Origin of the sequence: Oceanobacillus sojae, from assembly GCF_007991515.1 — a bacterium.
In the GTDB taxonomy this organism is placed as follows: domain Bacteria; phylum Bacillota; class Bacilli; order Bacillales; family Amphibacillaceae; genus Oceanobacillus; species Oceanobacillus sojae.
The window spans coordinates 1-11,172 of record NZ_BJYM01000035.1 but is presented as its reverse complement, the minus strand read 5'-3'; the positions used below and the strand labels follow the sequence as shown (position 1 = coordinate 11,172).

Annotated in this window: 9 protein-coding genes and 1 pseudogene; all 10 read left to right on the top strand. The window is 38.4% G+C overall.

Features of this window, described 5'->3' with window-relative positions; translation table 11 throughout:
- Window positions 1-133: pseudogene (locus tag OSO01_RS23865) on the top strand (ThuA domain-containing protein); the annotation flags it as partial.
- Between the two features lie 25 nt (window positions 134-158).
- Window positions 159-1,187: a Gfo/Idh/MocA family protein gene (locus tag OSO01_RS22985; protein WP_147212787.1), complete on the top strand. Its 1,029-nt coding sequence runs from the start codon at window positions 159-161 to the stop codon at window positions 1,185-1,187.
- Between the two features lie 7 nt (window positions 1,188-1,194).
- The gene (locus tag OSO01_RS22980; RefSeq protein WP_147212786.1) at window positions 1,195-2,229 is read left to right on the top strand and encodes a Gfo/Idh/MocA family protein; all 1,035 of its coding nucleotides are present in this window, start codon (window positions 1,195-1,197) and stop codon (window positions 2,227-2,229) included.
- 14 nt (window positions 2,230-2,243) lie between these two features.
- Window positions 2,244-3,212: a sugar phosphate isomerase/epimerase family protein gene (locus OSO01_RS22975; RefSeq protein WP_147212785.1), complete on the top strand. Its 969-nt coding sequence runs from the start codon at window positions 2,244-2,246 to the stop codon at window positions 3,210-3,212.
- Window positions 3,213-3,546: 334 nt separating this feature from the next.
- Entirely contained in the window at window positions 3,547-5,205 is a 1,659-nt protein-coding gene (locus OSO01_RS22970; protein WP_147212784.1) for a glycoside hydrolase family 13 protein, read from the top strand.
- A 162-nt stretch (window positions 5,206-5,367) separates the two neighbouring features.
- The gene (gene motA, locus OSO01_RS22965) at window positions 5,368-6,153 is read left to right on the top strand and encodes a flagellar motor stator protein MotA (protein WP_147212783.1); all 786 of its coding nucleotides are present in this window, start codon (window positions 5,368-5,370) and stop codon (window positions 6,151-6,153) included.
- On the top strand, window positions 6,146-6,958 hold the full coding sequence (motB, locus tag OSO01_RS22960) for a flagellar motor protein MotB (RefSeq protein WP_147212782.1): 813 nt from the start codon (window positions 6,146-6,148) through the stop codon (window positions 6,956-6,958). The genes motA and motB overlap by 8 nt, the downstream gene beginning before the upstream one ends.
- Window positions 6,959-6,985: 27 nt before the next feature.
- The gene (locus OSO01_RS22955; protein WP_147212781.1) at window positions 6,986-9,070 is read left to right on the top strand and encodes a chemotaxis protein CheA; all 2,085 of its coding nucleotides are present in this window, start codon (window positions 6,986-6,988) and stop codon (window positions 9,068-9,070) included.
- A 130-nt stretch (window positions 9,071-9,200) separates the two neighbouring features.
- Entirely contained in the window at window positions 9,201-9,665 is a 465-nt protein-coding gene (locus OSO01_RS22950; protein ID WP_147212780.1) for a chemotaxis protein CheW, read from the top strand.
- A 624-nt stretch (window positions 9,666-10,289) separates the two neighbouring features.
- Window positions 10,290-11,036, top strand: a complete 747-nt coding sequence (locus tag OSO01_RS22945; protein ID WP_246145298.1) for a Cof-type HAD-IIB family hydrolase — start codon at window positions 10,290-10,292, stop codon at window positions 11,034-11,036.
- Window positions 11,037-11,172 lie beyond the last annotated feature (136 nt).

Here is an 11,172-nt window from a genome sequence, read left to right as displayed (position 1 = left end):
TCCTGGTCATGAAACCTATCCAACCTATCATCTGGAAGAGGTCCAGCAGGTAATTAAAAATGCTGTAGAATGGGCTGAGAACCAAAATACACCGAAGCATACATACGGTAATTTCCAGCCGATTGAAAAATAAAACAATGTAGAGAGGAAGATAAGAGATGAGTTTAAAAGTAGCAGTTATCGGATGCGGCAGTATTGCAACACATCGGCATCTGCCGGAGTATGCAGCGAATGAGAACGTCGAAATCACAGCAGTTTGCGACATTGTTGGCGAACGGGCAGAGGAAGCAGCAGCAAAATATCAAGCTAAAGCTTATACAGATTATAAAACACTGTTGAAAGAAGAGAGCATTGATGCTGTCAGTGTCTGTCTGCCAAACTATTTACATGCACCTGTCAGCATTGATGCGCTGAATACCGGTGCGCATGTACTTTGTGAAAAACCGATGGCAACTTCTATAGAAGAAGCAGATAAAATGATAGAAGCTGCGGAACGAAACGGGAAGAAATTAATGATTGGACATAATCAGCGTTTTGTTGCTTCTCACCAAAAAGCCAAAGAGCTGATTGAATCTGGAGCGATTGGAAAGGTTTACAGCTTCCGTACAGCATTTGGACATGGCGGCCCAGAAGGCTGGAGTGCTGACGGGAAAGAGAGCTGGTTCTTTAAAAAAGACGAAGCATTTATCGGAGCAATGGGCGATTTAGGCGTACATAAAGCAGATTTAGCCCGTTATCTATTGCAGGATGAGTTTGTGGAAGTAGGAGCATTTGTGGAGACAAGTGCAAAAGAAAATACAGATGTCGATGATAACGCGACCCTGATTCTTAAATCAGCAAAGGGCACAATTGGGACGTTGGCAGCAAGCTGGGCGTATACGGCAAAAGAGGATAACTCGACAATTATTTATGGAGAAAAAGCAACACTCCGTTTAGAGGACGATCCAACCTATTCGCTGGTGGCTCAATATGCAAATGGCGAAACTGTAAAGTACGAGCTCGGTGCTATTCAGTCCAATGACGAAGGCGGGCAGACAACAACCCATGTTATTAATCATTTTATTGAAGCGATTCAAAACAATACTGTTCCATTAATTGACGGGATAGAAGGAAAGAAATCTCTCGCCATTATTTTAGGAGCTTTAGAATCGGTTAAAACCAAAAGAATCTATTCATTGGAGAAGTGACCAATTTATGAAAAGGTTAAAAATAGGGTTGATTGGTGCGGGAGGAATAGCAGAGAACCGTCATATTCCTGCTTACCAGTCATTAAAAGAGCAAGTAGAAATAACTGGGGTACAGGATGTTAACCTTGTCCGTGCCAGAGAAGTAGCAGAAAAATATGCTATTCCGCATGTGTATGAAGATTATTTAGAAATGTTAAAGCATGTTGATGCCATAACGATTTGTACCCCAAATAAATTTCATGAATCAATAGCAGTTGCAGCTTTGAACCAGGGTGTTCATGTTTTATGTGAGAAACCGATGGCAATGAATACAGCTGAGGGAGAGCGGATGGTAGATGCTGCGGAAAAAAATAACCGTATATTAATGATTGGCTACCATTACCGATTTATGGATGCCGTTGTTTTGGCAAAGCAGTCCATGGCTGAAGTTGGAGATCCTATTGTTACGCGCGTTCAGGCTTTACGTCAAAGAAAGGTTCCTGGCTGGGGTGTATTTATTAACAAGCAGCTTCAGGGCGGAGGCAGTTTAATAGATTGGGGCTGCCACTTACTAGATACAGCTCTCTGGCTTGTTTCTCCTTCTAAACCGATAGAAGTAAATGCGCAAACCTATCAGCGTCTAAGCAAGCAGCCGAATCAGGTTAATGATTGGGGGAGCTATGACCATGAAGCTATTGATGTCGATGATCATGTGAGCGCTTATATACGTTTTGATGATCAGAGTACGTTATTGTTTGAATGCTCCTGGGCGGCAAATATAAAAGAAGATCAGACGCATGTCTCGATATCAGGAGAAAATGGTGGACTAAGCGTTTTTCCATTTGAATTCTATCAGCCGAAGTTTAACAGAATGATGGAAACGTACACAGAGACCGTGGAGGATCATCAGCAGGCCGGAGTTTTGCAGGCGAAGAATTTTATTGATGCCTGCTTAGGAAGAGATCAATTAAGAAGCAGTCCACAAGATGCGCTGAAAGTAAGCAAAGTAATTGATGCAATTTATGAAAGCAGTGATCAGGGGAAAAGTGTTTTTATAAACTAAAGGAGGCGCTAATAATGAAACTGGGTGTATTTACCGTTTTATTCGCAGAAAAAAAGTTTGAAGATATGCTGGATTATGTTAAAGATGCCGGATTAGATGCTGTGGAAATCGGGACAGGTGGAAACCCTGGTACAGCACATTGTCAAATTGATGAGCTGCTGGAAAGTAAGGAGAAACGAAAGGAATTCAAGGATAAGGTGGAATCGCGGGGGTTAACTATTAGTGCATTCAGCTGCCACGATAATCCTGTTTCGCCTAACAAGGCACATGCTAAAACAAGCCATGACGCATTTGTAAAAACTGTTCGTTTGGCAGAAATGCTGGATGTCCCTGTTGTGAATACATTTTCTGGTACACCGGGATCGAATGAAGATTCAAAATATCCTAATTGGCCGGTAACTCCATGGCCAACAGAGTACTCCGATATTTTAAATTGGCAATGGGAAGAAAAGCTGATTCCGTATTGGAAAGAGCAGGGGCAATTTGCAGAAGATCATGGTGTAAAGGTTGGACTGGAGCTGCATGCCGGTTTTCTTGTCCATACTCCATATACGATGCTGAAGCTTCGTGAAGCAACAAATAATGCTATCGGGGCAAACCTTGATCCGAGTCACTTATGGTGGCAGGGAATTGATCCGGTTGCGGCTATTAAAATTTTAGGAAAAGCTGGAGCTATTCATCATTTTCATGCCAAAGACACATATATTGATCAGGATAATGTTAACATGTACGGCTTAACCGACATGCAGCAATATGGAGATGTGCAGACCAGGGCCTGGAGCTTTCGCTCGGTAGGGTATGGGCATAGTATTCAGGAATGGTCCAATATTGTGAGTGCACTTAGAACGTATGGCTATGATTATGTTATCAGTATCGAGCACGAGGATCCAATTATGTCTATTGAGGAAGGCTTTCATGCAGCGGTGAAAAATTTAAAACAGGTAAATATAACAGAAGCGCCAGCCACAATGTGGTGGGCTTAAGATAAATTGAACTGGACTATATGCTCTGGTAACAAGCGTATATTTCCAGTTCCTTTTAGTTCCATTTTACCTTTCACTGTTTGTATTCTTTATATCTATTATTTGTTTATCAATTATCGAAATAATAAATAACACTATCATATAGATTTGACTGTCCTTTCTTATCGACAACGATTATGATAAGTATAATGAATATTTTTCAGATGAATTTGATTTTTCTGTATTTAAAGGTTTTAATTGGATATTAATGTTATTTTTCGCATTCTCTACATTTTATTGAGTATTTTTACATCTAGGTAAAAAAGCATGGTTATTCAAGAAGGGAAGTCGGCATATGAAAAAAACATGGTGGAAAGAAGCAACAGCTTATCAAATTTATCCAAGAAGCTTTATGGATTCTAACGGAGACGGAATCGGTGATATACAGGGTATTATTTCTAAACTGGATTATTTAAAGGATTTAGGAATAGAGGTTATCTGGGTTAGCCCTGTTTATCAATCTCCTAATGATGATAACGGCTATGACATTAGTGATTATCAGGAAATCGCAGAAGAGTTTGGAACAATGTCAGACTTTGATGAGCTGCTTGAAAAAGTTCACCAAAAAGGTATGCGTCTGATTATGGACCTGGTAATTAATCATACTTCTGATGAGCACCCCTGGTTTGTTGAGTCTAAGTCATCTAAAAACAGCCCATACCGCGATTATTATATTTGGCGCCCCGGGAAGAAAAACGGGGAAGCACCGAATAATTGGGAGTCTATTTTTGGAGGTTCAGCATGGAAATATGATGAACAGACAAAAGAATACTTTATGCATATTTTTTCCGAAAAACAGCCTGATTTAAATTGGGAAAATGAAGCAGTACGCAAAGATTTGTATAAAATGGTAAACTGGTGGCTGGATAAAGGAATTGACGGCTTTCGTGTCGATGCAATCTCGCATATTAAGAAAAAGTCTGGGTTTCCTGATTTACCGAATCCGAAAAAGAAAAAATATGTTCCTTCTTTTAAAGGACATATGAATCAGGATGGCATCCATGCGTTTCTGCAGGAATTTAAAAAAGCCACGCTGGATCACTATGACATTATGGCTGTCGGAGAAGCTAATGGTGTAAAGCTGTCACAGGCAGATGACTGGGTCGGCGAAAAGCATGGTGTATTTGATATGATTTTTCAATTTGATCACCTTAATCTTTGGGGACGTGAAACAGGTGAGGGCCTTGACTTAGAAGAACTGAAGGATGTATTTACCACCTGGCAAAAGGGTTTGGAGAAAGTTGGCTGGAATGCATTGTTTTTAGAAAATCATGATCAGCCGCGCTCCGTTTCCAGCTGGGGAGATCCACAGAATTATCATACGGCTTCGGCAAAAGCTTTTGCTGTACTATATTTTATGATGCAGGGGACACCTTTTATTTATCAGGGGCAGGAAATTGGAATGACGAATGCTCCATTTGAATCTATCGAGGAGTATGATGCCGTTGATGCAAAGAATTTTTATAAGGCGCAGCTGGAAAAAGGCGTTCCGAAAGAAGAAATATTAGCAGCGTTAGCGAAGACAAGCCGGGACCATTCACGTACGCCAATGCAATGGAGTAGTAAAGCGAACGCAGGGTTTACAACTGGAAGACCCTGGATGAAAGTAAATCCAAATTATACATCTATCAATGTAGAAGAGCAGCAAAATCACGCCGATTCTATTTTGAACTTTTATAAACAGCTGATTGCATTACGAAAACAAGAACAGGGACTCATTTATGGAAATTATGATCTTATGATAGAGAATCATCCAGGCGTATATGCATATACGCGGACATATCAAGAAGATAAGTGGCTCATCCTGGTAAATGTTTTTGGAAAAGAAACGGAATATAAATTGCCGGGAAAATTAAAGGATAAATCATTAAAATTACTGATTAATAATTATGAAGAGGCAGCACAAGGAAAACTCAAACCATATCAAGCTGTCATTTATCAAGTTAATGGATGAAAAACAGGCTCGTGCACATTGCACAGCCTGTTTTTCTTTATCTGGATCAATCATTTGTAAAATACTTGTCGATTAATGCGAAATTTACCTTGCGAGAGACTTCATAATTTATGAATTTTACCGATATTAAAAGTAGGTACAATGGAAAACGGGAGGATACATATGGATAAATCATCAGTCATAGGATTAATATTAGGTCTAATTGCTGTCGGTGTCGGAATGGTATTAAAAGGTGCAGAATTAACTGCATTGCTTGAGCCGGCAGCATTTCTTATCATTCTGCTTGGAACAGTCGCAGCAGTTACAATTGCCTTTCCAGGAAGTGTTTTAAAAAAAGTTCCATCATTATTTAAAAAGTTATTTTTTGAAGAAAAACAAACAGATTCTAAAGAGCTTATTGTCTTATTTATGGATTGGGCAGATCAAACTCGTAAAGAGGGTCTTCTTTCTTTAGAAAGTCAAGTAAGTGAAGTGAATGATCCATTTCTTTCATCGGGCCTGCAATTAGCAATTGACGGGCAATCACCTGATTTTATTAAGGATGTCATGATTGAAAAAATAGAAGCAATGGAGCAGCGGCATGAAGAAGGGGCTGCCATTTTCTCACAAGCTGGTACATATGCTCCAACGCTGGGAGTACTTGGCGCAGTAATCGGATTGATTGCAGCACTGGCTGATATGTCTGATATTGATGCTTTGGGACATGCTATTTCTGCAGCGTTTGTAGCAACATTGTTAGGGATTTTTACAGGATACGTATTATGGCATCCATTTGCTAATAAACTGCGTGAAAAGTCAAAACAGGAAATAATGCAAAAAGAATTAATTGTTGAAGGCGTCTTGTCCATTACAACAGGCGATTCCCGGTTAATTGTGCAGGAAAAACTGGGATCCTTACTTTCATCCAAAGAATTAGCAGAGCTGCAGAAGAGGGATAGCGATGGCTAGAAGAAGGAAAAAGAAAAAACAATCACATGTAGATGAGTCATGGCTGCTTCCTTATTCTGATTTATTAACATTATTAGTAGCGTTATTTATTGTTTTATTCGCTTCAAGTGATATCAATGTAGAAAAATATTTCCAGCTTGCTAACGTTTTTCGTGATGAATTATCGGCTGGATCAGGTACAGGTCTCTTGGATTATGAATCCGAACCGATTCCTCCGAGCGTAAAAGAAGGCCGGGATGACGGCGATTATATGGAAGAGGGCATGGATGATGAGGAAGGAACTGTAGAAGAGGACTTAGAAGGTCAACAGGAGCTTCTTAAGCTTCAGGGAATTCAAAGAGAAATTAATGATTATATTGAAGAAGCAGGTCTAACAGAAGAGTTTGGGACCGAGCTGACCGGAGAGGGACTGCTCATTACGATGCGTAATGATATTCTGTTTGATTCGGGCAGCGCGGTAGTTAAACCAGAGGGAAGACAGGTAGCGGAGGATGTTTCTCAAATCCTGTATACAGAGCCTCCTCATCAGGTTGTTATTAGTGGTCATGCCGATGACGTTCCTATTCACAATGCAGAATATGATTCGAACTGGGAGCTCAGTGTGAATCGTGCAATGAATTTTATGCAGATTATTCTTGAAAATAACAACCTTGACGCAACCTTGTTCAGCGTAAAAGGACATGGAGAATTTGATCCGGCATATCCAAATGATACAGAGGAAAACAGGGCAAGGAATCGGCGCGTAGAGGTATTGGTTTTACCGAATTATGAAATTAATGTGCCAGAGGAAACAGGGGAGCAATAGAATGTAGAGAGAATAGAGGGGAATCATATGGATACGCAACAATATTTAGATATTTTCTTAGATGAAAGCCAGGAGCATTTACAGTCAATCAATGATTTTTTATTGAAATTGGAGGAAGACTCTTCTAATTTGGAGTTTGTACATGAGATATTCCGTTCTGCACATACGCTAAAAGGAATGGCTGCAACAATGGGGTACGAGGATATCGCCTCACTTACACATAAAATGGAGAATGTACTGGATTTAATTCGTAATGAGGAGTTAGTGACGAATACTAAAATAATAGATACTTTATTTATTGCCATCGATGATTTAGAAGATATGGTTGACTCTATTCGCAATGGCGGAGATGGGAAGAAAGATGTCAGCGAGCATGTCAAAAAGCTGGAAGCGATTGAAAAAGGAGAGAAGATTTCAGAATCTGCTGCAGCCGTTGCAGTTGAAGAATCCTTCGATGCAGTCAATCATTTCAGGACTTCTGATTTAGATGAATTCCAGCTTACAGTTGTTCAGCAGGCGAAAGAGCAAGGTATGGTTCCCTATGATTTAACAGTCACTTTTGAAGTGAGCTGCATTTTAAAGGGTGCCAGAGCATTTATGGTTTTTGAAGTATTAGAGAATTTGGGAGAAATTATTCGGACTTCTCCAACCGTCGAAGAAATCGAAGAAGGAACTTTTGATTCTGGATTTACTTTATTATTTCTGACAGATCAGGAGCCTGAAAAATTGATTGAAGCGGTCAAAAATATATCAGAAGTAGAAGCTGTCGAAGCACACGTTATTCAGACTGATGTTGGATCTGCTGATACTCAGAAACAAGCAGAGAATAAACAGGCAGATACTGCACAAAAAGATGGAAAACCTGCTCCGGAAAAGACAAATGAAGTACACGCAGAAGTGTCCGAGTCGAAGCCTCAAGTACCTCAAAAGAATAATACAACACAAAATAACGTAAAGAAAACAGCTTCTAAAAATATTCGGGTAAATCTTGATAAAATTGATAACCTCTTAAATCTATTTGAAGAGGTTGTCATTGACAGAAGCCGTTTAGAAGTGCTTGTTTCATCTATAGATAATAGTGATTTAAGAGAAACTGTTGAACATTTAAGCAGAGTAAGCTCTGATATGCAATCTCTGATTCTTGCGATGCGAATGGTTCCGATAGAACAGGTATTTAATCGGTTCCCAAGAATGATACGTCAGTTATCCAAAGATTTGAATAAAAAAATTGCCTTGGAAATAAAAGGTGCTGAAACAGAAGTGGACCGTACAGTAATCGATGAAATTGGCGACCCGCTTGTCCACTTAATTCGTAACTCCTGTGATCATGGAATTGAACATCCGAAAGAGCGTATTGCGAATAATAAACCGGAGGAAGGTAAGCTGATTCTGCGAGCTTACCACAGCGGGAATTATGTTTTTGTTGAAATTGAAGATGATGGTGCGGGAATTAATCGTGAAAAAGTATCGCAAAAAGCGATTGAAAATAATATTATTACGCCACAGCAGGCTAAAGAGCTAACGGATGACCAGGTTGCTGCGTTAATTATGAGCTCCGGCTTCAGTACAGCTGATACTATTTCCGATGTATCCGGGCGTGGCGTAGGATTAGATGTTGTAAAGAATAAAATAGAAGCTTTAGGCGGTAAAATTTCTGTAACAACAGCTTCAGGTAAAGGCAGTATTTTTTCCATACAGCTGCCGCTGACTCTATCGATTATAACAACAATGCTTGTGCATATTAAAAAAGAAACTTTTGCAATTCCATTAACTTCCATTTTAGAGACGGTGATGCTGCCTAAAGAGAAGATTATGGATGCCCACGGTGCAGATGTTATTGATTATCGCGGTAAAATTATACCTGTCCTTTCTTTAGGAAAGGTGCTGCAAGTTCCGGATTGTGAGACAGATGCAGATCGTTTTTCTACAGTGATTATTAAAAAGGGTGAAAAGCTGGTAGGATTAATTGTTGATGAATTGATCGGCCAGCAGGAGGTTGTATTAAAATCTCTTGGAAATTATCTCGGAGAAGTATTTGCTGTATCAGGTGCAACTATTTTAGGCGATGGTGAGGTTGCTCTTATTATTGATCCCAATGCATTAATTGATTAAAGAGGAGGTTCAACAAGTCCAATAAAGGCGATACGGAGAATTTCTACATTAATGAACTTTTTTGTCCCATTTATCGGACTTTTTGAACACATATTTAAAACAAAAAAATCCAAAAAAGGAGATAAAATCAATGGAGACAGATAAACATATCTTATTTAAATTAAAAGAACAGACCTTTGCTGTCCATGTGCAGCAAATTGTTTCAATAGAACGCGAATTATCTTTAACAAAAGTACCTCGTACTCCTGATTTTATGATGGGTGTTACAGAAATGCGCGGAATTATGACACCTATTATCGATTTACGTGAAAGATTGAATCTTGGCGGTGTTGAAATAACGGATCAGACTAGAACCCTTGTCGTTCAAGTAGATGATATGCAAATTGGTATGCTGGTTGATCAGGCCACAGAAGTAAAGGATATTCCGTCTTCATTAATAAAATCTGCACCAAAGCTTGTGGGTGAAATAAAAGATACCTTTTTATTAGGGGTAGCTACAATTGATGATGAACTAATTTTATTATTAGATTTAGAACAGATTATTCAATTTACCGAAAAAAATCAGCTTCAGGAAGTAATGAATGAGCTTGATTAATTCTTAGTATAATAATTTTTTGAAAGATAGCACTTAATTAGGAAATATCTGATTAAGTGTTTTTCTGTGTAGAGAGTTTATAAGGATTAAAAAAAGCCCATAAATAATAAGAAGCGGAGAATGATTTTATGTTAAAAACTGTTTATGAGATGGCGCATAAGTATTGGAAATATGTAAGAAGCATATTGACAATTGTAAACGTGACTCGGATTGTGATTACTTATTCCGTCATAACGTGTCGCAGTGGTCATGTTAATCTGACAAAACTGTTGGATTTCTCAACCATTGACAATCATTATCTGCTTAGTTAAATATTCTTTTAGGAAAGAAAGAGTATTTCCTGGGAAATATAATAGAATAATTTGTTGAAATAACTGTTTTCTTAATGAATGAATTATTTTTATAGAGTTGAGACAAAAAGAAGTGTTTGGTTTGGAAATCGATAATATATTAACAAAACAGAGTATATTTCTGAAGTGGGTATTTGCATAAATGTGCGCGGAATTTGCTGATGATAATTTTTTATCTCAGTTTTCTTAGGAAGAATGAAGAGAAATTTCGTTTTAGTAGTAAAAGTATAAGCATTTCTATTATACTTAAAGCAGGATAAAAGAGAAATGAGGAATGGACGATATGACAAAAGCTATTAAACTGATTGCCCTGGATATGGATGGAACATTATTAACTCCGGAACTTGAGGTATCAAAGCGGAACAAAGAAGCAATTCAAGAAGCATTAAATCAAGGCATTCAAGTTGTTTTAAGTACTGGACGGGGATTCCAGGGCTGTTATCCATATGCAAAAGAATTAAATTTACAGACATTCTTGATTACTGCAAATGGAGGTGAGGTTTGGACAGTTGAAAAAGAATTATTGCGGCAGAAATTGCTAGCTAATGATATAGTGGAGAAGCTGTATGCAGTTACAGAAGAGGTTGGCATACGCAGATGGATGATTTCTACTGAAAAAGTATTTTATGATGATGAATTTGTAAATATACAGGATTACCAATGGCTAAAATTTGGTTGTGCTTCGGAGGATCAAGAGAAATTAAATGAAGTTAAAAGAAGGCTGGCAGGATTTAGTGGCCTGGAATTAACGAATTCATTGCCAACAAACATTGAAATTAATCCTGAAGGAGTAAGCAAAGCAGATGCATTAGATTTTCTTTGTAAACGTACAGGTATTTCAATGGAGGAAGTTATGGCAGTTGGTGATAGCTTGAATGATGTAAAAATGATTCAAGAGGCAGCTGTAGGCGTTGCTATGGGCAATGCTCAAGAAAAAATTAAAGAGGTAGCAGATGCAATTACCTCCAGTAATATGGAAGATGGAGTCGGAAAAGCAATTGAAAAATTTGCACTGAGGTAATCAATACGAAAAGCAGTAAAAAGTTTATATTATAAAAAGGAATTAGACAGTTTTATTATTCTGTCTGATTTTTTTTAAAAGATAAGAAAGTATATAAAAATACTGAAGGCAGCCGCTGCAATGGCTTTCATGGGGT